This is a genomic window from Streptosporangium sp. CA-135522, assembly GCF_050949235.1.
In the GTDB taxonomy this organism is placed as follows: Bacteria; Actinomycetota; Actinomycetes; order Streptosporangiales; family Streptosporangiaceae; genus Streptosporangium.
In genome coordinates, this window is the sequence record NZ_CP192026.1 from 511278 (window position 1) to 535082 (window position 23805).

Here is a 23805-nt window from a genome sequence, read left to right on the forward strand (position 1 = left end):
ACGGAAAGCGCAGATCACAATGCTTGAGCCCATGACAGAAGCAGTGCGGTTGGACGCGGTGAGCAAGGTGTACGGCAGGGGCCAGAGCGCGGTGGCGGCCCTGCGTGAGGTGTCGGTCGGCATCCCCCGGGGAACCTTCACCGCCGTCATGGGCCCCTCGGGCTCGGGCAAGAGCACGTTCCTGCATTGCGCGGCCGGTCTCGATCTCCCCAGCTCGGGAGCGGTACGGCTGGGCGGCACCGACCTGACGGGCATGGATGAGAACGCGCTGACCGAGCTCCGGCGCAGCCGCGTCGGCTTCGTCTTCCAGGCTTTCAACCTGGTCTCCGCACTGACCGTGACCGAGAACATCACGTTGCCGCTCATGCTGGCCGGCGCCCGGGTCGACCGGGCCTGGCTGGACGAGATCGTGCACAGGATGGGGCTCGGTGGACGTGCCGATCACCGTCCGGCCCAGCTCTCCGGCGGCCAGCAGCAACGTGTGGCGCTCGCCAGGGCACTGGTGACCAGGCCGGAGGTGGTGTTCGGTGACGAGCCGACCGGCGCGCTGGACACCATGACCGCTCGCGACGTGCTCACCCTGCTGCGGGAGGTGGTCTCCGCGCTGGGCCAGACCGTGGTGATGGTCACCCACGACCCGGTGGCCGCCGCGTACGCCGACACCGTGCTGTTCCTGGCCGACGGCCGGATCGTGGACGCGATGACGGCTCCGACCGCCGACAAGGTGGCCGAGCGCATGACCAGGCTGGGGGCGTGGAAGTGATGATCTCCTTCGTGTTGAGCACGCTCAGGCATCGCAAGGCCGGATTCGCCGGCGCGTTCGTGGCCCTGCTGTGCGCTGCCGCGCTGGTGACGGCGTGCGGGATGCTGCTGGAGACGGGCCTGCGAGGCGGCGTGTCACCTGAGCGGTACGCCGGCGCCCCGGTGATCGTGGCGGGCGACCAGTACGTCAGGCAGACCAAGGACAGCGGCAAGGAGAAGGCCAAGCCCCTGTCCGAGCGCAGGTGGATCCCCGCCTCCGTCGCGGCGCAGATCGAGCGTCTGCCCGCCGTCACGAAGGTGGTCACCGAGGTGACCTTCCCCTACGCCGGGTTCACCGCCCACGGCTGGGAGTCCGCCGCGCTCACCCCCTTCACGATCGCGAAGGGGCGCGCCCCCAGAGCCGCCGACGAAGTGGTCGTGGACGCTCGCCACTCCGGTCAAGCGGTCCCCGGCTACCGTGTGGTCGGAGTGACCGAGCAGGCTCTGCCCAGCCAGGACACGATCTTCTTCACCACCGGCGAGGCCCGCCGCCTGGCTGGACACACCGGACTGGTGACGGCGATCGGCGTCTTCCCCCAGGTCGACGTTACCATCCGGGGCGCGGTCGCGTACACCGGCGACGAGCGCGGCGCGGTCGAGTTTCCCGAGGCGGAGGACGCCAGGGTCAAGCTCATCAGCTTGGGCGGCGCGCTCGGCGGCACCTCGCTGCTGGTGGCGATCCTGGTCGTGGTGGGCACGTTCGCCCTGTCCATGCAGCAGCGCCGGCGTGAGATCGCCATGCTGCGCGCCGTCGGCGCGACGCCGCGGCAGACCAGGAAGCTCATCGGCGGCGAGGCTCTGCTCATCAGCGTGGTCGCCGGGCTGCTCGGCTCCGGTGCCGGGATCCTGCTGGGGTTCTGGCTGCGGACCAGGTTCGTCGCGCTGGGGGCCATGCCGGGCAACCTGGAGCTGATCGTCAGCCCGTTCCCCTCGATCGTCGCGGTAGTGACCACTCTGGTGGCCGCTTGGGTGGCGGCGCGCGTCTCCGCCCGCCGTATCACCAGGATCAGGCCGGTGGAGGCGCTGGGCGAGACGGCGATGCCCGAGGCCGGGCTCCCGCGGACACGTCTGATCGCCGGCCTGCTCGCCCTCGCCGGCGGCGTGGCGCTGACGATCCTGCTGTCCTTCCTGTCCGTCGAGGCGGCCTCCAGCCCCGTCACCATGCTGACCGCGCTGGTGTGGACGACCGCGGTCGCCCTGCTGGCGCCGCTGATCGCCCGGGCGGCGACGGCGCTGCCGCTGCGGGCGCCCGGCGTCGCCGGCCACCTCGCGAAGAAGAACCTGCGCGCCGGCAGCGGGCGGCTGGCCTCGATGATCACACCGTTGAGCTTGATGATGGCGATGACGTGCACGATCCTGTTCGTGCAGACCACCATGGGACACGCCGCCCAAGGCGAGGTGAGCGCCGGGGTCAAGGCCGACTACGTGCTCGGCCCGGGCGCGTCCGCGGCCGCGGCGCGCGCGGTGCCCGGGGTACGCGCCGCCACCGAGGTGCTGCGTACCTCGGTCAGGATCGACCTTGAGAAATACGCCGTCCAGGCCGTCACACCGGACGGTCTGAACCAGACGATGGACCTGGGCGTGGTGGCGGGCTCGCTGGACGGGTTCGGCGACACGTCGGCGGCGGTCAGCCGTACCGCCGCCGACCGCCTCGACGTCGGCCTGGGCGGCCAGATCCGGCTGGTGCTCGGCGACGGCCAACCCGCCGTGGTGCGGGTCGCCGCGATCTACGCCCGCGGCCTCGGCTTCGGTGACCTGATCCTCTCCCACCGGCTGGTCTCCGGCCATGTCGACGACCCCCGGGGCTCCGTCCTGGTCTCTGGCGGGGACCGCGAAGCGCTGAAGCGGGCGCTACCCGCCGTGAACGTGCTCGACCAGGTCGAGGCGGCGGAGACGGGCACTCCCAACGCGGCGGTCACCTACGTCGCGATGGGCCTGATCATCGCCTTCTGCGCGATCGCCGTGGTCAACACGCTGGCCATGTCCACCTTGGCCAGATCCCGGGAGCTCGCCCTGCTGCGCGTGGTGGGTACCACGCGGCGGCAGGCGGCGCGGATGCTGCGCACGGAGACGCTGACGGCGACGGCCGTCGCGGTGGCCATCGGAACGGTGATCTCGCTGGTGACGTTGGCGGCCTTCAGCGTGGGGATGACGGGATCGGTGCTGCCGTACGTGCCGCCGTACACCTACCTCGCGGTGGTCGCCGCCGTGACGGCCCTGGCGCTGGTGGCCACAGCGGTCCCGGCCAGGTTCACGCTGAGGGTCCGCCCGACCGACGCGCTCGGCGCCCGCGAGTAACGGGTCGTCCTCGGTGGCCGGCCGACTTCGCCGGGCACGGCGGGTCGGCTGTCCACCGGTACCCACGGCGGTGGAGCGGCGCGATGGCGGCCATCCGGAGCTCTGGCCGGATGGCCGCCACCCGGAGCTCCGGCGCGGCCACCCGGAGCTCTGACGGGTGATCAGGGGAGGGCGAGGAGGCCAGGGGGCGGAGGTCAGGGGGCGATCATCTCGCGGATTCGGTCCACGTCGCCGCGTTCGGCCAGCGGCAGGGGCGCACCGACCGACTCCCTGAGCACGGCCGCCTCCTCAAGCAGCCGGGCCGCCTCCTCGAAAGACCCCTCCAGCGCCGCCACCTCCGCCAGCCCCTCCTGCGCCAGCGCCACCGAGCGCGGATCGCCGACCTCGCGAGCGGCGGCCAGCCCCTCCAGGTGCAGCGCCCGAGCGGCACCCACTTCGCCCCGCCCCGAGGCGATGAACCCCAGTTCGGCCAGGATCAACGTCACCCCGTAGAACGGCACCCCGAACTCCGTCTCAAGCCGCCGATTCCACGCCAGCGACTCAAGGAACAGCTCCTCCGCCCGATCGAGGTCACCTGATCGACGGGCCACCAGTCCGAGCCCCACCCTGGCGAACTCCTCGGCGAAACGATTCGCCTGCTCGCTCGCCAGCCGCAACCCCTGCTCGTGGAACTCCACAGAACGCTCTAAATCACCAGTCAGCAGCGCGACCCTTCCCAAACTGGACAACCGGTAGGACGCGTCCGTCCACAACCGTAGATCCTCCGCGATCCGCAACCCCTGCCGATGCAGCCGTCCAGCGCGCGCGTGATCGCCGGTGACCTCCGCCAGGTACCCGAGCATGTCCGACGCCTGCAGTTGCCCCCACCGATCCCCGAGCTCACCGAAGATCGCCATGCTCTCGGCGCCGCTCCGCGAAGCCAGCGCGAAGTCGCCCTGGAACATCGCCTGCTTGGTACGGCCGGCCAGCGCCGCCGCCTCGCCCCATCGATCATCCAGCGCCCTGAACCGCGCCAACGCCTCGTCCAGCAGCCCCGCCGCCGTGCTCACGTCCCCGAAGTGCAGACAGGCGTGTGCGAGGAACCAGCGCGACCTCGCGTCGGGAAACTCCTTCACCTCGGTACGGCCGGCACCCGCCAACATCGCGAACCCGGCACCCCAGGCCGTCCCCTTGGTGTGCCGATACCCCTCCTGATGCCTGCCCCGCAGGTACCAGTACCAGGTGAGCGCCTCGACCAGTCGCGTGGACCCTCCCGAGTCCAGCACCGCCCGAAGGTTGAGCACCTCCTCGTCGAGCCGCCCCAGCCAATGCCGCTGGGCGCTGCCGTACAGGTGAGGCGCGGCCCGCACGGCGAGCTCGGTGTAGTAGGCGTCCCTGAGCCCGATCACCGGATCGTCCCGGTCGAGCCGCTCCAGGCAGTAGGCCGCCACGCTCTCCAGCAGCCGGTATCTGGGCGCGCCCGTCACCATCGACCTGTTCACCAGCTGGTCGAGCAGGTCGAGATCGACCCCGACCGCCTCGGCTCCCTCCAGCGTGCACCCGCCCGGATGGACGGCCAGCGCCAGCATCGCGGCCCGCTGCGGCTCGGTGAGCTGCTCCCAGCTCCAGTCGATCACCGCCCGTAGCGTCTGCTGCCTGGCGGGCCGGCCCCGCCCCGAGCTCCCCAGCAGCCGGAACCGGTCGTCGAGCCGTTCGGCCACCCCCCGCACGCCCAGCGCCCGCACCCGGGCCGCCGCCAGCTCCAACGCCAGCGGCAACCCATCCAAACGCCGACAGATCATCTCAACCCACCGCGCGTTCTCGGCCTCCGACGACGCGTCCGGCGACAAGCCCGAGCGGGCCGCGAACATCGCGACCGCGCTCGCCTGGTCGAGTGGCGGCACCACGAAGAGCGCCTCTCCCCGCAGAGCCAGCGACTCCTGGCTGGTGGTGATCACCCGTACCCCCGGAGCCGTCCGCAGCAGCAGCTCCACCAACGAGGCGACCTCGTCGACCAGGTGCTCGCAGTTGTCGAGCACCAGCAGCAGCCGCCGCCGCCGCAACGCCTCGGCCAGACGATTCGCCAGATCCGCCACGGGGACCTGAGGCGGAGAGGAAGTCTCGTCCCGAACACCCAGCTCGGCGGCCACCAGCTCGGCCACCTGCCCGGTGGCTCCCGCCAGCTCCACCAGCCACACACCGTCGGGAAACTCGAACGAAGAAGCGGCGGCCAGCGCCAGCCGGGTTTTGCCCACCCCTCCCGGACCGGTCAACGTGACCAGCCGGGAGGAATCCACCAGCGCCCGAACCTCCGCCACCGCCTCCTGCCTGCCCACGAGCGAGGTGACCTGCGCGGGGAGGTTCGTCGAAGGCGACACGGGCGCGGGCGCCAGCGCCGGGTCCTGCACCAGGATCGCCTGGTGGAGCGCGACCAGCTCGGGACCGGGATCGAGACCCAGCTCGTCGGCCAGTTGGGCGCGCAGCTCGGCGTACCCGGCCAGCGCCTCGCCCTGCCGGCCGGACCGGTACAGCGCGCGCAGATGAGCCGCCCGCAATCGCTCCCGAAGGGGATGCGCCGCCACCAGCTCTCCCAGCTCGTCGGCCAGGCGGCTGTGCTCGCCGAGTGCCAGCCGTACCTCCGCCTGTTCTTCGAGCGTCGTCAAGCGCTGTTCGTCGAGACGGGAGGCGGCGGCGTGGGCGAAGGAGTCGCGGAAGTCGGCGTACGCGGGGCCGCGCCACAGTGCCAGCGCGTCGGACAGCAGGTCGGCCTTCGCCCGCAGGTCCTCGCTCGCCAGCGCGTCGGTGATCAACCCGGCGAACTGGATGGCGTCCACCGAGTCGCTGACCAAGGAGTATCCGGTCGGCTGGTAGGTCACCAACTCCCGATCGCCCAGCGCGCGACGCAGCTGGGAGACCTTGGTCTGCAGCGTGTTGGAGGGGTTGCCCGGCAGCTCCTCGCCCCACAGGTCGTCCAGGAGCCGGTCGGCCGACACCGCTCGCCCCTCGTGCATCAGCAGGTCGGCGAGCAGCGCGCGGACCTTCAGCTCGGGAACGCGTATGGGCGTCCCATCGGCAGCCCACACCGAGAGCGGACCGAGAACTCCGAATCGCATCAGGCCAGGCTAGCCCCAGCCGACTCCCAGCCGATCGTGCGTGGCCACCTGCACAACCGTCGCCGAGGGCATCGAGCAGGATCCCCAGGCCTTCCTGGACATGACGCGCGGCGCCGACCTCGGCAAGATGCTGGTCAGACTCTGATGACGGCCTCATCGACGGCATCTCCCGCTTCTGCGGCACCGAGGACGTCACCGTTCGTATCGTCTACGGAGTCAGACGGCTGAGGCGATCCTCACCCGTCGGAGTCCTGCTCGTGGAGGACGCCGCCGGACCTCCGCGAGGCGACGCGCTGGGACGTGACTCCCCTGTCGCCGGCGAGGTCTGGGAGCAAGACGGTGAGCTGTGGGACCGGGTGGTGTGCCTGGCCTGCGGCACGAGCAACCCCCACCGCGTCAGGCACGCCCCTGGGACGACGGGCGGCCGAGCTGGTCGAGAACCAGGTCCGGGAGGACCGGGTCGACGTCGTCGCTTCACCCCCGGCCGGAAGGCAGGAGCACTACGGACGAAGCCGGTAGCGGAACCGTTGGCCGGGCGTGGCTCAGCAGCGGCGCCCGTCGATCTTCTTGATCCAGGCCGAGCAGTTTCCACAGGTCTTGCGGGACTGCCACTTGGACGCCTCGTAGTTCCAGGTCTCGGCGTGGAAGTACAGCGTGCCGAGCGGGATCTGGTTCTTCCTGGTGAAGCCGCGCGCGATGAGGTACTGGTTCATGGCGTCGACCTCGGCGCATGCCTCCACCGGCCATGCCTCCGCCTGCCCGACGTCGGCGAGCAGTTCCCGCATCACCGGGTGCTGCTGGTCGGCGCGCGTGTAGGCGCCGCTGGTGCCGATCCAGTAGTCGTCGGAGGCCGTGTCGGACAGTCCGGCGACCACGGTGCCGTAGGCGGAGCCCATGACGGCAGGGGTGTTGCGTAACTTGATGGCCTCGCTCCTGGCGCGGTCGATCCGTAGAGCGTGTGTCTTGCGGGCTTCTTCGACGGCCTTGAGCCGGTCGGCCTCGACCTTCTTGGCCGCGTAGTAGGCCCAGGCGCCCTCGGTGCTCTTCTCTCGTACCCAGGTGATGAACGCCTTGCGCGCCTCGCTCTCGGTGGTGCCGCCGAGCAGGGAGCTCTCCAGGGAGGCCATCCTGCGCCGTAGCGCCTCCAGAGCGTCCGCGAAGGCCCCGCTGGACTGGTCGGTCTTGATCGCTTCCTGCAGGAACATGCGGGCCTTCTGTGCCCAGCCCTTGAGATCGGTGTGGGGAACCAGGTCCTCATCTGCCGGCAGGGAGGCGAACGTCTGCTCCATCGCGGTGCCTTTCGGTGTGGATGGCTGTGAGATGGTCACAGCCTCCACCCCGGCGATCCGGAACCGATTGCAGAGCGCTTTACGGGGCCGGGGTGTCGCCAAGGCGGGGCCGGGGTGTCGCCAAGGCTCGCGTCACCAGGCCTACGCGATCGCGTCGCCCCCCGGTCGGCAGAATCATCCGCCCTTGCCGTCACGTTCGCGTGCCGGGCGGAGTCGAGCCAGTGACGGACTGAAACACCCGGCCGGACCGGTCCGATCCGGAACCCGCCCGATGAGGAGCCTCTCTGATGTCCACCGCCTATGTCATCGCCGCCATGGCACTGGGCTTCGCCACCTGAACACCGCCGCGACCTACGGCCCGTCCTTCCTCGCCCTTTCGCCCGTTTGCTCTGGGTGTGACCGGGACCCGGCTGAAGAGCCGGCCGGCCAGGTCGACGCCCACGACCGCGCCGCCGTCGTCGCGGGTGAAGAAGCCGCGCTGCCCCTTTCTAAAACTGACAGGGGCGGTGAAGGTCCAGGATCGTACGACTGTTCAGGCCTCGTTCAGGCCGCCTGGCGCAGGGCCGGGCTCGATCTCCCTCGCACCACCTGGGAACAATGGAGCTGGGGAGCCAGCAGGCGAGTACCACTGGACCTGAACCGGTTACAGCCCGGCGACCTGCTGTTCAGCAAGGGTCTCGGTCATATGGGAATGTATGCGGGTGGCGGCAAGATGGTGTACGCCCCACCGACCGGTGACATCGTCAAGGTCGTCGACCTCGATGACTACTGGTGGGGGCGCCTCCTCGGCGCCGTCCGGCCTTGATGAGGGTGGACCTTCAGTGTCCTCCATGCCCGTGGCCGACGAAGGACCCGGACGGCTTGCCGGGCGGCACCAGTCCGAGCGCGACCGCTGCCGCGACTGCCGCGATGACCGCGCACGAGGTGAGCGCGGCAGTGAAACCGCCGATGTCGGCGGTGCCGGGCACGAGACTTGCGGAAGCCACCGTGGAGACGACGGCGATCCCGATTGACCCGCCGAGTTCGTGGAAGGTGTTGATGACGCCGGAGGCCACACCTGCCTCGGAGTGGGGAACGTTGGCCATGGTCGTGGTGGTGGCGGTGACGAACGCCGGGCCGATACCGACAGCGGCGACGATGAAGCCGGGCAGGAGGGTGGTGTAGGCGCTGCTCCCGGGGGAGATCCGGGTCATCAGGGCCACGCCGGCAGCGGTGAGCAGGAACGCGGTCACGGCGACGGGCCGGCCGCCGACCTTCCCGATGAGGTGGCCGCCCAGGTGCGCGCCGATGGTGATGGCGATCGCGACCGGCAGGAACAGCAGGCCGGTCTGCAGCGCGCCGAACCCGAGCACCTGCTGGAGGTACAGCGAACTGAGGAAGAACAGCGCGAGCATCAGGCCCGTCGCGATCAGCATCACGAACGCGCCCGAGATCACCGGACGGCGGGCGAGCGTCTCGGCTCGCATCAGGGGCGCCTTGACGCTGCGCTCGACCATCACGAAGACCACGTAGAGAATCGCCGCCCCTCCCAGGGAGAGAAGGGTTTCGGCCACATTCCAACCGGCGTCACCGGCGTTGACCAGGCCGTAGATCAGCAGAGCGGTCGCGGCGGTGACGATGAGCGCACCGGGCACGTCCAGCCGTCGGCGCTCCGGCCGCGGACCATCGGCATGTACGACCCGGGGAAGGATGAGGAGGACCAGCAGCCCGATGGGCACGTTGACGAAGAACACCCACTCCCAGCCCGGACCGGCGGTGAGAACGCCGCCGAACAACACGCCCACGGCGGCTCCCGTCCCACCGATCGCCGCCCATACGCCCAGGGCGCGGTTGCGCCGGGGGCCGTGGAAGGTGGTCGTGATGATCGCCATAGCCGATGGCGACAGCAGGGCGGCGCCCACTCCCTGCACGGCGCGCCCCGCGATGAGGACGATGCCGTCCGGAGCCAGGCCGCAGGCCAGTGAGGCGAGCGTGAACAGGCCGAGCCCCGCCAGCAGCGTGCGCCGCGCCCCGAACGCGTCGGCGAGCCGTCCGCCGAGCACCATCAGGCCGCCGAAGCACAGCGTGTACGTCGTCACCACCCAGGTGAGCGCCTCACGGTCGAGGGCGAGGTCGCCGCCGATGCTCGGCAGGGCGACCTGGACGACGGTGATGTCGACGACCAGCATGAACTGCGCCAAGCAGAGCAGGACGAGTGCCGTCCATCCTCGGGAATCGGGTGCTGCCTGGGTGTCGGGCCGCGCGACGTGCACGGGATGACCATGACTCATGACGTGACCTCCTGATGATGGGCGGCTTGATACCCGGCCCCATAAATCGAACACCTATGTTCGGGTTAGTCTAACCATGCTGGGGTACGGTATGTCGAACATGGAATGCGATCGAGGTGCGGGGAAGGCATCGCCTACTCTTCCGTCATGGCCACCACGCACAAGGAAGCAGACGCTGGAGCACCGGCGCGCGACCCCCGCCCCGGATCCTCCGCACGCGGCCGGCGCCGGGCCGACGCCGAACGGAGCATCGCGACCATCATCGACGCCGCGGTGACGGCCTTCAGCGAGAACCCTGAGGTCAGCATGGTGGACATCGCGCGTGTGGCCGGGGTCGGCAGGGTCACCCTCTACAGCCACTTCTCCTCCCGGGAGGAGCTCGTGGACGCGGTCATGGCGCACGCCGTCCGGGAAGCCAACGCCGTACTCGACGGAGAGACATCAGAGGAGGCGACCGCACGGCGGGCACTGGGCAGCCTGATCCGCTCGTCCTGGCAGGTTCTCAGCCGGTATGGCCGCCTGCAGGAGGCCGCCCTGCGTGTGCTGGGCCCCGAGCGCATGCGCGAACATCACGACGAGCCACTGATCCGGGTCCGAAACATGATCGACAGGGGGCGTCGGGAGGGGACGATCCGCGACGACCTGCCCGAGGGCTGGCTCGTCTCCGTCTTCTACAGCCTGCTGCACACGGCCGCGGCGGAGGTCGACTCCGGCCGCCTACGGCCGGAGGCCGCCCCCGAGGTGCTGGAGGCGACGCTCCTGTCCGCCATCGGGGCATAGCCCGCCGACGGCGTGTCTCCATGCTCTGGCTTCTCTTCGGCAATGCGTGCTTGGCCGGTGAGTCCGCAGGGGACGAGGGCATCTCGGAGCCGCAGCCTCAAGAACCATCCTGATCAGCCAGGAATTCGGCCAGGAATCTTGTCACTTCCTGCTCGCTCCGGCGAGGAGGGCGAAGAGCGCGGACATTCGGCCGATGATCGCACTGGCATGCCGCATGCGCGTCGACGATCACCTCTACCGTTCTTGTCTGCGGACGGGTGTGTCTTCATGGCAGATCCCGCTAAGGTCTCGCCGTCGTTCCCGGTGAGAGCTCCTTCCCGTCTCATCCCTCCCTCACCCCCTTGCTCTTCTGCCCTGGCAAACGCGAGGAGCATTCAGAGCGATTATTACTATTAATCATAGTAATAATCGAAATCACCGGCACGGCGGTACGGCCAATGCCACAGCAGGTCGGCCTGTTGCTGGGCACAAAGACACGATGACATGGGCCCCATCCAGCGGATCGCGAGACCATGGATCAGAGCCGATCGAGCAGCTTCCGCATCTGCTCGATCTCCATCTGCTGCGTGATCTCGATGGTCTCGGCGAGTTTCCTTGCTGCGGGATTCACTCCCTGCTTCTGTTCCATCTGGGCCATCTCGACCGCGCCCTTGTGGTGATCGGTCATCATCTGCAGGAACATGCGGTCGAACTCCGTGCCCTTGGCCGCCTCAAGCTTCTTCATGTCCTCGTCGGTCATCATTCCGGGCATGTGGCCCTCCATCCCCGGGGAGGGCATCGGGGACATGTCGTGCTCCTCACCTCCAGAGGGCATTGCAGGCCTGCCCCACTCCGACAGCCAACCTGTCATGGTGGCGATCTCTGGCTCCTGAGCGGCCTTGATCTTGGCGGCCAGGCTCTTGACCTGCGGGCTCTTGGCGCGCGTCTCGGCGAGCTCGGCCATCTCCACGGCCTGTTTGTGGTGCTCGATCATCATTTGCGCGAACATGCGATCCGCGTCGTTGACGGGCGCATTCGGCTGCTGGCCCGGGGAGGTGGTTGCAGCGCTGGGCGTGTCGACGAGTCCGGCCATGGCGCCTTTGTCACCCCCACAGGCGGTGAGTAGTGCGAGCGTGCCGATTCCCGCCGTGACGGTCAACGCGAGCCTGCGGCTGACGGATCGGCCGATGAACATGGGTGTCGCTCCTTTTCCGGATCCTCGAATCCCGTCATGCCTTGCCGGGGCTGGTCGCGGGCTTCCCGCGTGTGCGCTCGGCCCGCATAAGGAGAGTCGAAAGCCGCGCCAGACGTAGCGCGTATGTGCCCGGGAGACGACCTGGCCATACGGGGTGACCTGCAGGTTTTGACAGGATCGGCGAAAGATTGACGTTTTGACCGGAAAGTGCCGCAATAGGTAATCAGGGCCGGAGTCGCGGTTGGCACCGCCAGTCAGACCACCGGGGTCGAACCCTGATGGCCATGCCTGGGCGAAACGTCATGCGAATGACTCGCATAGCGACGGATCTACGATGAACGATAGGAGCGTTTCGGCTCCGGCGCCCTCCTACCGTGAAGGAGGCCGGCCTGTGACGGATCACCTGCGCGCTCGTCACAGCGAGGGCAAAGAGCGCGGCACCGCGATCCTGGATGTCAGCGGACTGCAGTGGGCCTCGGAACAGAACGTCGTGGCGGCCCGGCTCGGCCGTCGTCCCGGAGTGCTGGAGGTGGAGGTCAACCCGGTCGCCCAGACGGCGACCGTGGTGTTCGACCCGGCCCGCACCTCGCTGGCCGAATTGCGCATCTGGGTGATCGAGTGCGGCTACCACTGCGCCGGCCAGTCGGTGCCCTCCCATATCTGCGATCCGATGGCCGAGCCGGACCCGCCGGCAGCCGGCTATGGCGAACACCGCACAGTCACCCGAGAACGGGGGCAGGTTGATATCGCCGTGCTGCCGGAGCACCACCGGCCCGGCCGGCAAACGCCCGTCGGGCATGCTGACCACGACGTTCACATCGGGCTTGCGGCGATGGACCATGCGGAGCACGCGCCCCGTGGTGGGACAGAGGCACCGCCTTCCCCGCACGAGATGACGGGCCACGGCGGGCACGCCGGGATGTCGATGGCCGCGATGGTGGCCGACATGCGCAACCGCTTCCTGGTGGCGCTGCTGTTCTCCGTCCCGATCGTGATGTGGTCGCCGATCGGAACCGAGGTGCTCGGCTTGGACCTGCCGGTCCCGTTCGGGTTGCGCCGGGATGTGTGGACGCTGCTGCTCAGCCTGCCGGTGATCTTCTACTCGTGCCGGATCTTCTTCACGGGGGCGGTGCGGGCGCTGCGCGCGGGCACGCTGGACATGATGGTGCTGGTCGCGGTGGCGGTCGGCGCGGGCTGGCTGTACTCGGTGGTCGTGACCTTCACCGGCGGCGGCGAGGTGTTCTACGAGGCCGCCACCGTGCTGGCCGCCTTCGTGCTGCTGGGGCACTGGTTCGAGATGCGCGCCCGGGGCGGCGCCAACGACGCCGTCCGCACCCTGCTCGACCTGGCTCCGCCCAGGGCGGTGGTCATCCGCGGTGGCGAGCCGGTCGAGGTGCCCACCGCCGAGGTCGCCGCCGGCGAGCTGCTGCTGGTGCGCCCCGGGGCGAAGATCCCGGTCGACGGGGTCGTCGAGGACGGCGAGAGCGAGGTGGACGAGTCCATGGTCACCGGTGAGAGCCTGCCGGTGCACAAGCAGCCGGCATCCGCCGTCATCGGCGCGACGATCAACCGCAACGGCACGCTGCGCGTGCGGGCCACCAAGATCGGAGCCGACACCGCCCTGGCGCAGATCGTCAAGCTCGTCCAGCAGGCCCAGAACTCCAAAGCCCCCGGGCAACGGCTGGCCGACCGGGCGGCCTTCTGGCTGGTGCTCGTCGCGCTGATCGGCGGCGGCCTCACCTTCGCCGCCTGGTTCCTGCTGGCCGGCGCGCCGTTCGGTGTGGCGATCCTGTTCGCCATCACCGTCGTGGTCATCACCTGCCCCGACGCGCTCGGCCTGGCGACCCCGACAGCGATCATGGTCGGCACCGGGCTCGGCGCCAAGCGCGGCGTGTTGTTCAAGAACGCGGTCGCGCTGGAGACCTCCGCCCGCGTCCAGGTCGTGGTGATGGACAAGACCGGCACCCTGACCAGGGGCGAGCCGGAGGTCACCGACGTCATCGCCGAAGGGATCGCCGACGACGAGTTGCTGCGGCTGGTGGCCGCGGTCGAGCGGGAGTCCGAACACCCGCTGGCCGAGGCGATCGTCCGCCACGCCGACGCCCACGGCCTGGAACCGTTGCGCGCCGGGCGGTTCGAGAACGTGCCCGGCCACGGCGCCGTCGCCGACGTGGCCGGGCATCGGGTGGCGGTGGGCAACCGCCGCCTGCTGGAGCGCGACGGTGTGGAACTCGGCGGGCTGGCGGCGCAACGGGACGAGGTGGCCGCCGGTGGCCGCACCGCGGTCATGGTCGCGGTCGACGGCGTCGCGGCCGGGGTGATCGGCCTCGCGGACGCGCCCCGGCAGACCTCCGCGGCGGCGGTGGCCGTCCTGCACGAGCTCGGCGTCGAAGTGGTCATGCTCACCGGCGACAACGCCGCCACCGCGCGGCGGATCGCGCGGCGGCTGGGCATCGACACGGTCGTCGCCGAGGTGCTGCCCGGCGACAAAGCGGCCAGGATAGCCGCACTGCAGGCCGGGGGCCGCAAGGTCGCCATGGTCGGCGACGGCGTCAACGACGCCCCCGCCCTCGCCCAGGCCGACCTGGGTATCGCCATCGGCGCCGGCACGGACGTGGCCATCGAGACCGCCGACGTCGTGCTCATGCGCTCCGACCCGCTGGACGTGCCCGCCGCGCTGCGCATCGGCCGCGGCACCCTGCGCAAGATGCGCCAGAACCTCGGCTGGGCGATCGGCTACAACACCGTCGCCCTGCCCATCGCCGCGGGCTTGTTCGAGCCCGCCTTCGGCCTCGTGCTGCGCCCGGAGATCGCCGCGCTGTCGATGTCGGGCTCCAGCGTCATCGTCGCCGTCAACGCCCTGACCCTCAAGAGGCTTCACCTGCCCGCCCCCACCGAGTCGCCACCGGGCGAGAGCACCCGGACGTGATCGGCACCCGGAAGATTCCGCCGAGTCACGCCTGGGTGGTGTTCGATGTCGAGGACATAGAACGCTTCCAAAGCCCACGATTCAACTATTCATCGTAGGACCTTGGTCCCCTGTGATCGGGACCAAAGAGACGTCCCCCTCCGATGCCGAGGGTGCACTGTGGTTCACAAAGGGGGTCTCCGTTCGGGAGTGCCCACCCGATCTGAGCAGGAGGACCGGGATGAGCCTTGCCCGCCGCATCGCGGACCTGTTTCGAATCAAGGCGCACAAAGTACTGGACAGCGCGGAAGATCCCCGCGAGGTGCTCGACTACTCCTACTCCAGGCAGCTGGAGCTGCTGAACAAGGTCCGCCGCGGTGTGGCGGACGTGGCCACCAGCCGTAAGCGCGTGGAGCTACAACTGAACCAGCTGCAGGAATCCGCGGCCAAGCTCCAGGGGCAGGCGCAGCAGGCGCTGTCCTCGGGCAAGGAGGAGATCGCCCGGGAGGCGTTGACCCGTCGCGTGGCCGTCCTGTCCCAAGCGGAGGACCTCAAGGGCCAGCACACCTCGCTCCGCGCCGAGGAGGACCGGCTCACCCTCGCGAGCCAGCGCTTGCAGGCCAAGACGGAGGCGTTCCGCACCCATAAAGAGGTGATCAAGGCCACCTATACCGCGGCCGAGGCCCAGACCCGGATCCGTGAATCCGTCACCGGCCTCTCCGAGGAGATGGGCGATGTCGGGCTGGCCGTCCAACGAGCGGAAGACAAGACCGCTCAGCTGCAGGCCCGCGCGGGCGCCTTGGACGAGCTGCTCGCCTCCGGCGCCCTGGAGGACGCCACACTGCCCGCGGGACACGATGACCTCCAAGCTCAACTGGACGGGATCACCGCAGGTGGCGACATCGATGAACAACTGGCCCAGATGAAGCGGCAGCTGCACGCCGCACCTGCCCCTCCGGCCCTGTCCACCGAATCCACCGGCGACGAACGACGCGGACAGGAGGGCACATCATGATCGTGCGCATTCTCGGCGAAGGGCAGTTCGACATCGCCGACCGATACCTGGATGAACTCAACGCGCTCGACGACCGGCTGCAGGCCGCCGTCGAGACCGGTGACGCCGAGACGTTCGCCGCCACCCTCCAGGCTTTGCTGGAGGCCGTCCGCCGTCTCGGCACGGCGCTTCCGGCCGATGTCCTGGCCGCCTCGCAACTGGTCCTGCCCGATGAGGACACCACCCTGGAACAGGTGCGCTCGCTTCTCGCCGAGGAGGGCCTCATCCCCGGCTGACCGGGACCGCGCATCAGGGATGCGTGGCGTGAACATCGCACAGGCCATCGTGCCGCGGCGGCTCAGCCGCGTGATCTTGATGCTGGACGCCGCCGTCCTCATTCTCGCCGCGCTTTCGTTGGCCGCGAATGCCGACGAGCCCGATGAAAGTGATGAGTCCCATGATCTGGTGCTGCAGGCGATCTCGTTCGTCCTCAACACCCCCGAGAACCGGGAGGCGATCGCCGAGCGGATCGAGGACGCCCTTGAAGCGCCCGATAAGTCAGGAACGGACCTCGCCAAGGTTGAGGCGGCGGGGCAGGCTCTAAGAGCTGTTCAGAGTTCGGATCATGTGGTTGAGGTGAGGAGTTTCAGCCACATGACCGAGCCTCGGAGGTAGAGTCCGGCCTCGTAGCCTTCCGGGGCTTTGTCGTCGCGGATAGCCGGATCGCGCCAGGTCTTGATCTTCTGGAAACAGCGTTCGACGGTGTTGCGCTGCCGGTAGCGCTCCGGATCGAAGACGACAGGCCGCCCGCCTGCTGAACCTTTCTTCTTCCGGAGCCCTGGCGGGTGCGCTGCTGGCAGTCATCGCCTATCGGACAGTGCGCCCTTCGTCGCAACGCGGAGGATCACCGTCTCACCACCCACGCCGAGCGCGAAAGCCGGTGCCCGCCCGATTGCCACTGCTGGCCGGCGACTCCCGCATCAGCTCTGCGGTGTGGGTCTCCTTCGACGACACCGTCTCGTAGATGTACGCCTTGCCGACGAACTGGCGCTTCAGGAGGCCCTTGGTGTGGAGCTTGTTTATCACGGTCATCACCGTCGTGTAGGCGATCTCCCGGTCGATGTGGAGGTCCTCGACCACGTCGCGCACCGAGGCCGGACGGTTGTACGACCATATGCGTTCCATGATCGCGGACTCGAGTTCACCCAGGCGGCGCATCCGTCAACGCTAACGAGGATCGTGGATGCGGAGCTAGAGAGCTTCACCGGCGACAACCCGGCGCTTGAGGCGGATCAGCTCCTTGGGGGCGTTGACGGCCACCGCGCCCACCAGGAGACCATTCCGAGCGAAACCGACCGCGAAGCTGTCCTCCTCCACCGAGCCCGCGAGCACCCTGGCCTCGTCGGCCAGGTGCGGGAGACCCGCCGTCTGGATCCGGGCTCCGTGCATGTGTGTGGCGTACGAGGGCAGGTCCGCGTACGGCTTCGCGTTCTCCGGTCCGGCCAGCAGGTTGAGAGCGGCCACCGCGCCCTGGTCGTTGGCCGTCGCCCAATGCTCGACCCGGACCAGCGAGTCACCGTACAGGCCGTGCGGCCAACGGGCCACGTCCCCGGCTGCCACGACGTCGGTGCTTCCCTTGGCGTACAAGGTCGGCTCGCAGACCACGCCGTCCTCGACGGTCAAGCCGCTGCCCGCGAGCCATTCGGTGTTGGGCACGACGCCCATGCCTGCGATCACGAGATCGGCGGGGACGGTCACGCCGTTGCTCAGCCGTACTCCTTCCACTCGCGTCTCACCTTCGAAGCCGATCGCCCGGACCCCGGACACCAGTTCCACGCCGTTGCGACGGTGATGAGCGGCAAGCCAGAGCGCGGTGTCGGATCCCACGGTGGCGAGCATGGGATGGGGAGCACTGTCGATCAGAGTCACCTGGTGGCCGAGTGACCGGGCGGTGGAGGCCACCTCACCGCCGATGAAGCCGCCGCCGATCACAACGACCTGCCGCGGTCCTCCCTCCAGCTCGGCACGGAGAGCCAGAGAGTCCTCGATGGTACGCAGGGTGTGCACGCCTGCAGGATGCTCAGCCAGCCGCTTCGGCCGTGCGCCGGTTGCGATGACAAGCCCGTCGTAGCCGATCTCCGAGCCGTCGTCGAGCGTGACGATCTTGTCGGCTGTGTTGAGGGCGGCAGCCCGGCGCCCTCGCAGCCAGTGGTCGCCAAGTTCCTCGGCTCCTGGCAGCGTGACGTCGTCGTCGCCCTGCAGGACGCTCTTGGACAGCGGAGGGCGATTGTAAGGCAAATGGGTCTCCGCGCCGATCAGCGTGACCTCGCCGTCGAATTCTTCGCGTCGAAGAGCCTGCACCGCTCGCAGCCCGGCCAGCGACGCACCAACCACAGTGATTCGGTTCATGGGGCGAACATACCCTGTAGGGGTATATATATGGATGTGATGTGGATCACGTGTACATGAGAAGGAGATCAACATATGGTGCACAAGGCGATACCTATGGGGGGTATCCTCACAAGGAGGACGAAATGAGCACCGCTACCTACAAGGTCACGGGCATGACGTGCAACGGCTGCGCCACCAAGGTGAAGAACCAGGTCAGTACGGTCGCGGGCGTCAGTAGCGTGGACGTCGAGCTCGCCACTGGTCACGTCACCGTGACCGCGGAAAGCCCCATCGACAACGCCGTCATCATGGACACCATCGAGGAGACGGGATACGAGGTAGTTCTGGTTTGATCGGCCGGCGTCGGGCGCGGCACGTCTCGGGCCCGACGCCCGGCTATCAATGTGGATGGTGACGGCCGGTGGGAAGCTGGCCGAGAAAGGGCGCTCGCGCCTGTTGCGCGGACTCCTGCTCATCATGCTCGCACTCGGCGTATGCGGCATGTACACGCTGGGACATCTTCTACGCCGGCAACCTGCAAGATGAGCAGGCCCTGCGCTGGAAGCTGTTGATCACACCCGAAGCCACACCGGTCTCGCCGCGGGGAACGCTGGCCCGATGCCGAAGGCGGCGATGACAGAGTCGGCGGCAGGGTGGCGTAGGCGTTCGAATCCGGCGAGATGCGGGTCATCGGCGCGACCCCGACGGCGGTGAGCACGAAGGCGCCCATGGCCACCGGCCTGCCGCCGATAGCCGTCCAAACACCCAGCGCGCGGTTGCGCCTCTCGCCTCGAACGTGGCGGTGATGATGGCGAGCGCGGCCGGGGAAAGGAGCGCGGCGCCAACGCCCTGCCCGCGATCAGCCGCGCACTGGTCGAGGCCAGACCGCACAGCAATGAAGCCGCGGTGAAGACGGCCAGTCCGGCGAGCAGCGTCCGCCGAGCGCCGAGGGTGTCGGCCAACCGGCCGCCCAGCACCATGAGTCCGCCGAAGCGCAGCGTGTAGGCAGTGACGACCCAGGTGAGGGCTTCTCGGTCGAGTTCCAGTCCGCTGCCGATCGCAGGTGGTGCGACCTGCGCCACGGTGATGTCGATGATCAACATGAACTGCGCCAAGCACAGCAGGACCAGTACAGCCCAGCCTCGGTTCTTCATGCATCCGCCAATAATCCGAACACTCGCGTTCGGATTATGCATACCCATAGGGGGTTCCGGAATACCCCTTAGGGGTATAGCGTTAGCGGCAGATGAGGAGGACACAATGAGACGCCTTCAAGCACTTGACCCATCGGAAGCCCCCGACAAGTCCCGCGAGATCCTGAGCGACATCGTCGCCAGGCGCGGCGGGGTGGGCGACATGGTGGCCACGATGGCCCACTCGCCCGCACTACTTCAGGGCTACCTGGACTTCTCCCGCGCGATCAAGCGAGTGAAGATCCCCCGCCCGCTGAGCGAAAAGATCTCGCTCGCAGTGCAGGAGTGGATCGGTTGCGCCATGTGCTTGTCGGCGCACACCAAGGCGGCGCGAGCAGCAGGGCTCAGCGAAGGGGACATCGAGCTGGCCCGCCAGGGCACCTCGACCGACGCACGCGAGGCCGCCTTGATCGCCGTGGCCGTGCGGGTGCTGGCCGAGCCTTCGTCCCTCTCTGACGAGGACGTGGCCGAGCTGCGAGCTCATGGCTGGAGCGACCGGGTGATCGCGGAGATCGTCGGCCTGGTGTCGCTGAACCTGTTGACCGGCGCCTTCAACCTGTTGATCGGACTCGAGCCCGATGAATGACAAAGCGGCTCACCTGCGGCGACTGCGCCGGGTAGAGGGGCAGGTGCGAGGCCTGCAGCGGATGGTCGACGAAGACAAGTACTGCATCGACGTCCTGACCCAGGTCTCGGCGGCCACCAGCGCCCTGCAGTCCTTTTCCCTGGTCCTCCTGGAAGAGCACATGGCCCACTGCGTCGTGGAGGCGACGCGGAAGAGCGGCGCCGAGGCGGACATCAAGATCAAGGAAGCGGCCGACGCGATCGCGCGCCTGGTCCGTTCATAAGAGTCACAAGACGAGAGGTGATTGTCATGGCTACCGCCACCTACACCGTTAAGGGCATGACCTGCGGACACTGCGTCAGCTCCGTCAAGGAGGAGGTCGGCGAGGTCGCCGGCGTGACCGAGGTCGAAGTCGACCTGGCCACCGGGCTGCTGACCGTGACGAGTGAAAGCCCGGTCGACGCAGCGCAGATCAGCGCCGCGGTCGAAGAGGCCGGATACGAAGTGGTGAACCCATGAACACCGCAGCGAAGCTCGGCGCCTACGTGGCAGGCCTCGCCGTGATCTTCGGCGGAACGCTCGGGCTCGGCAACGTCGTCGGACCGCTGGGCGGGGAGCCGGCAAAGCCGGGCCATGACAGCGGCGGCCACGCCGCGGCGACTTCGGCTCCGCAAGCCACCGCAGGCCACGGAGAGCACACCGCTCCTGCGCAACAGGTCGAGAACGATACCCCTGGAGGGCTCCAAGTGTCCGAGAACGGCTATACCCTCACCCCGCTCACCGCGACGATCAAGCCGGGCGAGCCGACAGACTTCCAGTTCACCGTGACCGGCCCTGACGGCAAGGCGGTCACCGACTACCAGGTCCAGCACGACAAGAAGCTCCACTTCATCGTCGTCTCGCGTGACCTGGGCACCTTTCAGCATCTCCACCCGGTCGAGGCCGGTGGCGGCGTCTGGTCGGTCAAGCTGACGCTGCCCGAGGCGGGGGCCTACCGGGCCTTCGCCGACTTCGCGCCGACCGGCGGTCAGGCCCTGACGCTCGGCGGCGACCTGCTCGTTGCGGGCGACTACACGCCCAAGGCGCTGCCCGCGGCCAGCCGTACGTCCGAGGTCGACGGCTACACCGTCACCCTCGACGGCGAGCTGCTCCCCGGCCAGGCGAGCAAGCTCACCCTCAAGGTCAGCAAGGACGGCAAGCCGGTCACCGACCTGCAGCCCTACCTCGGCGCCTACGGGCACCTGGTGGCCCTGCGCGGCAGCGACCTGGTCTACCTCCACGTACACCCCGACGGCGAGCCCGGCGACGGCAAGACCCGGCCCGGCCCGGAGATCGTCTTCTACGCCGAAGTGCCCAGCCGCGGCGACTACCGGCTCTTCCTCGATTTCCAGCATGAGGGCAAGGTCCGGACCGCCGACTTCACCCTCGGCGCCGGGCAGGACACCACCGTGAAGCCGAGTGCGAAGCCCACGCCCAGCTCCACCGAGCACGGCGACGACCACAAGCACTGATAGCAGGACGCACAGAAAGGAGCGGTGATGTCTCCGCTTACCGATGACCAGCGCCAAGGCGCCATCGAGCTATCCATTGGTGGCATGACCTGCGCGTCCTGCGCCAACCGGATCGAGCGCAAGCTGAACAAGCTGGACGGCGTCACCGCGACGGTCAACTACGCCACCGAGAAGGCGAAGGTGACCTTTCCCGAGGGCATTGACCCGCAGCGGTTGATCGCCACAGTGGAGTCGGCCGGCTACACCGCGGCTCTCCCCGCCCCGCCGAAGGCGGAGTCGGGCCAGGAGGTCCAGGAGCCGGAGGACGAGCTCCGTCCGCTGCGCAACCGCCTGATCACGAGCCTGGTACTGAGCGTTCCGGTGATCGCGATGGCAATGATCCCACCGCTGCAGTTCACCAACTGGCAGTGGTTGTCGTTGACGCTGGCCGCTCCGGTGGTGGTCTATGCGGGCTGGCCCTTCCACAAGGCCGCCTGGACCAACCTGCGGCATGGCGCGGCGACCATGGACACTCTGGTGTCCCTGGGCACGCTAGCCGCGCTCGGCTGGTCGTTGTGGGCTTTGTTCTTCGGTACGGCAGGCGTACCGAGTATGACGCACCCGTTCGAGTTCACGATTGCCCGCAGTGACGGCTCCGGCAACATCTATCTCGAGGCCGCCGCCGGTGTGACCGCGTTCATCTTGGCCGGACGCTACTTCGAGGCGCGATCCAAGCGCCGCGCGGGAGCAGCATTGCGCGCCCTGCTCGAACTGGGCGCCAAGGAGGTCGAGCTCGTCGACGGCCGGCGGATTCCCACCGACCAGCTCAACGTCGGCGACCTCTTCCTGGTCCGTCCGGGCGAGAAGATCGCCACCGACGGCGTGATCGAAGAGGGCATCTCCGCCATCGACGCCTCCATGCTGACCGGCGAGTCGGTCCCGGTGGAGGTACGGCAGGGCGACTCCGTCACCGGCGCCACCGTCAACGCGGGCGGGAGGCTGATCGTCAAGGCCACTCGCATCGGCTCCGACACCCAGCTGGCCCAGATGGCCAAGCTGGTGGAGGAGGCCCAGACCGGCAAGGCCCAGGTCCAGCGGCTGGCCGACCGCATCTCGGGCATCTTCGTCCCGATCGTGATCGCTCTGGCGCTCGGCACCCTCGGCTTCTGGCTCGGTGCCGGGTCCGGCGCGGCGGCCGCCTTCACGGCCGCGGTGGCCGTGCTGATCATCGCCTGCCCCTGTGCGCTCGGCCTGGCCACACCGACCGCGCTGCTGGTCGGCACCGGCCGGGGTGCTCAGATGGGCATCCTGATCAAGGGCCCGGAAGTGCTGGAGTCCACCCGCAAGATCGACACGATCGTCCTCGACAAGACCGGCACCGTGACCGAGGGCAAGATGACCCTCACCGACGTGCACCTGGCCGAGGGTGAGGACCGCGACGAGGTCCTCAAGCTCGCCGGAGCCCTGGAGCACGCCTCCGAGCACCCGATCGCCCAGGCGATCGCCCGCGCCGCGCAGTCCACCGCCACGGTGGAGGACTTCGCCAACGTCGAGGGCCTCGGCGTCCAGGGCATCGTGGACGGCCACGCCGTCCTGGTCGGCCGGCCCAAGCTGCTGGCCGAGTGGTCGCAGCACCTGCCCGTCGAACTGGAGCGCGCCTTCCAGGAGGCTCAGGCCGCCGGCCGTACGGCGGTCGCCGTCGGCTGGGACGGTAAGGCCCGGGCCATCCTCGTGGTGGCCGACGTGGTGAAGCCGACCAGCAAGGAGGCCATCCGGCAACTGCGGGCGCTCGGCCTCACCCCGGTGCTGCTCACCGGCGACAACGAGGCGGTCGCCAAGACCGTCGCGGCCGAGGTCGGCATCGACGAGGTGATCGCCGAGGTCCTGCCCAAGGACAAGGTGGACGTCGTCAAGAAGCTCCAGGCCGAGGGTAAGACAGTGGCGATGGTGGGTGACGGCGTCAACGATGCCGCCGCGCTCGCCCAGGCCGACCTGGGCCTGGCGATGGGCACGGGGACGGACGCGGCGATCGAGGCCTCGGACCTCACCCTGGTCCGCGGCGACCTTCGAGTGGCCGCTGACGCGATCCGGCTCTCCCGCCGGACGCTGGGCACCATCAAGGGCAACCTGTTCTGGGCCTTCGCCTACAACGTGGCCGCCCTGCCGCTCGCGGCGCTGGGCCTGCTCAACCCGATGATCGCGGGAGCGGCGATGGCCTTCTCCAGCGTCTTCGTGGTCACCAACAGCCTGCGCCTGCGCAGCTTCAAGTAACAAGACGCCGGTGGTCCGGGAATCCCGGGCCACCGGACACCAGATTGCTCGAGAGGAGGGACGAACATGGTCGCGGTGTGGCTGCGCTGGACGATCCCCTGCTTCTCCACGGCTACCGAGTCCATCCCGCCGGGCGGCTGCTCAAGGACAACGGGCTCAACCTGGTCACCCGGATCATGGGGCTTCTGGCTGCGGCCATAGCCGTGGAGCTCGTCGCCGGGGCGGTCCTGCACTGGGTCTGAGGCGATACAGCAGCCCAACGCCGGAGGCCACGGGGCCTCCGGCGTAA

At 68.8% G+C, this 23805-nt stretch carries 22 protein-coding genes; 15 read left to right on the forward strand and 7 right to left on the reverse strand.

All coding sequences use genetic code 11. The features are described from left to right. Positions 1 to 31: 31 nt before the first annotated feature. Positions 32 to 763: an ABC transporter ATP-binding protein gene (locus tag ACQPYK_RS02470; protein WP_433249494.1), complete on the forward strand. Its 732-nt coding sequence runs from the start codon at positions 32 to 34 to the stop codon at positions 761 to 763. Continuing rightward, a complete protein-coding gene (locus ACQPYK_RS02475; protein ID WP_433258679.1) occupies positions 763 to 3099 on the forward strand; it encodes an FtsX-like permease family protein in 2337 nt (778 codons plus the stop codon). Before ACQPYK_RS02470 ends, ACQPYK_RS02475 begins: the two co-directional genes overlap by 1 nt. A gap of 194 nt (positions 3100 to 3293) precedes the next feature. Here the strand turns inward: ACQPYK_RS02475 and ACQPYK_RS02480 are convergent, their stop codons facing one another. Together ACQPYK_RS02480 and ACQPYK_RS02485 are read right to left on the reverse strand one after the other, a co-directional pair. Further along, positions 3294 to 6191, reverse strand: a complete 2898-nt coding sequence (locus tag ACQPYK_RS02480) for a BTAD domain-containing putative transcriptional regulator (RefSeq protein WP_433249497.1) — start codon at positions 6189 to 6191, stop codon at positions 3294 to 3296. 542 nt (positions 6192 to 6733) lie between these two features. Then, positions 6734 to 7480 carry a hypothetical protein gene (locus ACQPYK_RS02485; protein ID WP_433249500.1) on the reverse strand — a complete coding sequence of 249 codons (747 nt, stop codon included), beginning with the start codon at positions 7478 to 7480 and terminating at the stop codon, positions 6734 to 6736. Positions 7481 to 7751: 271 nt separating this feature from the next. Between ACQPYK_RS02485 and ACQPYK_RS02490 the strand changes: the two genes are divergently transcribed. Beyond that, a complete protein-coding gene (locus tag ACQPYK_RS02490) occupies positions 7752 to 8285 on the forward strand; it encodes a C40 family peptidase (protein WP_433249503.1) in 534 nt (177 codons plus the stop codon). 13 nt (positions 8286 to 8298) lie between these two features. On the opposite strand, the gene ACQPYK_RS02495 is transcribed toward ACQPYK_RS02490, so the two are convergent. Then, positions 8299 to 9750, reverse strand: coding sequence for an MFS transporter (locus tag ACQPYK_RS02495; RefSeq protein WP_433249506.1), 1452 nt, complete (start codon positions 9748 to 9750; stop codon positions 8299 to 8301). 147 nt (positions 9751 to 9897) lie between these two features. On the opposite strand from ACQPYK_RS02495, the gene ACQPYK_RS02500 reads away from it, so the two are divergent. Next, positions 9898 to 10530: a TetR/AcrR family transcriptional regulator gene (locus ACQPYK_RS02500; RefSeq protein ID WP_433249509.1), complete on the forward strand. Its 633-nt coding sequence runs from the start codon at positions 9898 to 9900 to the stop codon at positions 10528 to 10530. Between the two features lie 517 nt (positions 10531 to 11047). Here the strand turns inward: ACQPYK_RS02500 and ACQPYK_RS02505 are convergent. Continuing rightward, entirely contained in the window at positions 11048 to 11704 is a 657-nt protein-coding gene (locus ACQPYK_RS02505) for a DUF305 domain-containing protein (protein WP_433249512.1), read from the reverse strand. A gap of 391 nt (positions 11705 to 12095) precedes the next feature. Here ACQPYK_RS02505 and ACQPYK_RS02510 point away from each other — a divergent pair, with 391 nt between their 5' ends. The 4 genes from ACQPYK_RS02510 (at position 12096) to ACQPYK_RS02525 (ending at position 16281) form a co-directional block, all read left to right on the forward strand. Then, on the forward strand, positions 12096 to 14633 hold the full coding sequence (locus ACQPYK_RS02510) for a heavy metal translocating P-type ATPase (RefSeq protein ID WP_433249515.1): 2538 nt from the start codon (positions 12096 to 12098) through the stop codon (positions 14631 to 14633). Positions 14634 to 14853: 220 nt separating this feature from the next. After that, entirely contained in the window at positions 14854 to 15627 is a 774-nt protein-coding gene (locus tag ACQPYK_RS02515; RefSeq protein ID WP_433249518.1) for a PspA/IM30 family protein, read from the forward strand. Beyond that, entirely contained in the window at positions 15624 to 15902 is a 279-nt protein-coding gene (pspAA, locus tag ACQPYK_RS02520) for a PspA-associated protein PspAA (protein WP_433249521.1), read from the forward strand. Before ACQPYK_RS02515 ends, pspAA begins: the two co-directional genes overlap by 4 nt. Before the next feature lie 28 nt (positions 15903 to 15930). Further along, the gene (locus ACQPYK_RS02525; RefSeq protein ID WP_433249524.1) at positions 15931 to 16281 is read left to right on the forward strand and encodes a hypothetical protein; all 351 of its coding nucleotides are present in this window, start codon (positions 15931 to 15933) and stop codon (positions 16279 to 16281) included. Positions 16282 to 16518: 237 nt separating this feature from the next. On the opposite strand, the gene ACQPYK_RS02530 is transcribed toward ACQPYK_RS02525, so the two are convergent. After that, on the reverse strand, positions 16519 to 16824 hold the full coding sequence (locus tag ACQPYK_RS02530) for a BlaI/MecI/CopY family transcriptional regulator (RefSeq protein WP_433249527.1): 306 nt from the start codon (positions 16822 to 16824) through the stop codon (positions 16519 to 16521). 33 nt (positions 16825 to 16857) lie between these two features. Further along, positions 16858 to 18015 (reverse strand): NAD(P)/FAD-dependent oxidoreductase, encoded by a 1158-nt coding sequence (locus tag ACQPYK_RS02535; protein ID WP_433249530.1) that lies wholly within the window; start codon positions 18013 to 18015, stop codon positions 16858 to 16860. 125 nt (positions 18016 to 18140) lie between these two features. On the opposite strand from ACQPYK_RS02535, the gene ACQPYK_RS02540 reads away from it, so the two are divergent. Next, positions 18141 to 18350 carry a heavy-metal-associated domain-containing protein gene (locus ACQPYK_RS02540; RefSeq protein ID WP_433249533.1) on the forward strand — a complete coding sequence of 70 codons (210 nt, stop codon included), beginning with the start codon at positions 18141 to 18143 and terminating at the stop codon, positions 18348 to 18350. 219 nt (positions 18351 to 18569) lie between these two features. Here ACQPYK_RS02540 and ACQPYK_RS02545 read toward each other — a convergent pair whose 3' ends face one another. Then, complete coding sequence (locus ACQPYK_RS02545) at positions 18570 to 19193, reverse strand: MFS transporter (RefSeq protein ID WP_433249536.1); 624 nt, start codon at positions 19191 to 19193, stop codon at positions 18570 to 18572. Positions 19194 to 19257: 64 nt separating this feature from the next. Between ACQPYK_RS02545 and ACQPYK_RS02550 the strand changes: the two genes are divergently transcribed. The 6 genes from ACQPYK_RS02550 to ACQPYK_RS02575 all read left to right on the forward strand — a co-directional run bounded on the left by ACQPYK_RS02550 (position 19258) and on the right by ACQPYK_RS02575 (position 23758). Then, a complete protein-coding gene (locus ACQPYK_RS02550; protein WP_433249539.1) occupies positions 19258 to 19776 on the forward strand; it encodes a carboxymuconolactone decarboxylase family protein in 519 nt (172 codons plus the stop codon). After that, positions 19769 to 20038 (forward strand): metal-sensitive transcriptional regulator, encoded by a 270-nt coding sequence (locus ACQPYK_RS02555; protein WP_433249542.1) that lies wholly within the window; start codon positions 19769 to 19771, stop codon positions 20036 to 20038. Before ACQPYK_RS02550 ends, ACQPYK_RS02555 begins: the two co-directional genes overlap by 8 nt. 26 nt (positions 20039 to 20064) lie before the next feature. Next, a complete protein-coding gene (locus ACQPYK_RS02560; protein WP_433249545.1) occupies positions 20065 to 20274 on the forward strand; it encodes a heavy-metal-associated domain-containing protein in 210 nt (69 codons plus the stop codon). Next, on the forward strand, positions 20271 to 21266 hold the full coding sequence (locus ACQPYK_RS02565; RefSeq protein ID WP_433249548.1) for a hypothetical protein: 996 nt from the start codon (positions 20271 to 20273) through the stop codon (positions 21264 to 21266). The genes ACQPYK_RS02560 and ACQPYK_RS02565 overlap by 4 nt, the downstream gene beginning before the upstream one ends. A gap of 27 nt (positions 21267 to 21293) precedes the next feature. Next, positions 21294 to 23516: a heavy metal translocating P-type ATPase gene (locus ACQPYK_RS02570; protein WP_433249551.1), complete on the forward strand. Its 2223-nt coding sequence runs from the start codon at positions 21294 to 21296 to the stop codon at positions 23514 to 23516. Between the two features lie 77 nt (positions 23517 to 23593). Continuing rightward, positions 23594 to 23758 carry a MarC family protein gene (locus ACQPYK_RS02575; protein ID WP_433249554.1) on the forward strand — a complete coding sequence of 55 codons (165 nt, stop codon included), beginning with the start codon at positions 23594 to 23596 and terminating at the stop codon, positions 23756 to 23758. The last annotated feature ends 47 nt before the right edge of the window (positions 23759 to 23805 follow it).